Below are 231 nucleotides of genomic sequence, written 5' to 3'. Positions count from 1 at the left end.
CGTACGACCTTCAGCGAGCCGGCCTCGTCAGCAGGCGCCGAGGTCCTGCCAGACGCCCCAGTCGCCGGTCGTGCCCGGCTCCTCGTTCTGGGTCCACCACTTGGCCTTCCAGGTGTGGCCCTTGTGGGAGACGGTCTGGCCCGCGTTGTAGACCGTGCCGGCCGTGTACGCCGCCGCGGCGCAGCCCGCGGGCGGAGTGGTCGGAGGCGTCGTCGGGGGCGTCGTCGGCGG

The 231-nt window shown here is 74.0% G+C and carries 1 protein-coding gene; it reads right to left on the bottom strand.

Annotated features, from left to right (window positions below):
* Window positions 1–27: 27 nt before the first annotated feature.
* Window positions 28–231, bottom strand: a 204-nt coding sequence (locus tag ABZ990_RS28230; protein WP_361237429.1) for a carbohydrate-binding protein, incomplete at its 5' end; no start/stop codon positions are given.

The organism is Streptomyces sp. NPDC046203 (genome assembly GCF_040646255.1).
GTDB lineage: Bacteria > Actinomycetota > Actinomycetes > Streptomycetales > Streptomycetaceae > Streptomyces.
The sequence above is the reverse complement of the archived record's forward strand: the minus strand, read 5'-3'. Positions and strand labels throughout refer to the sequence as shown.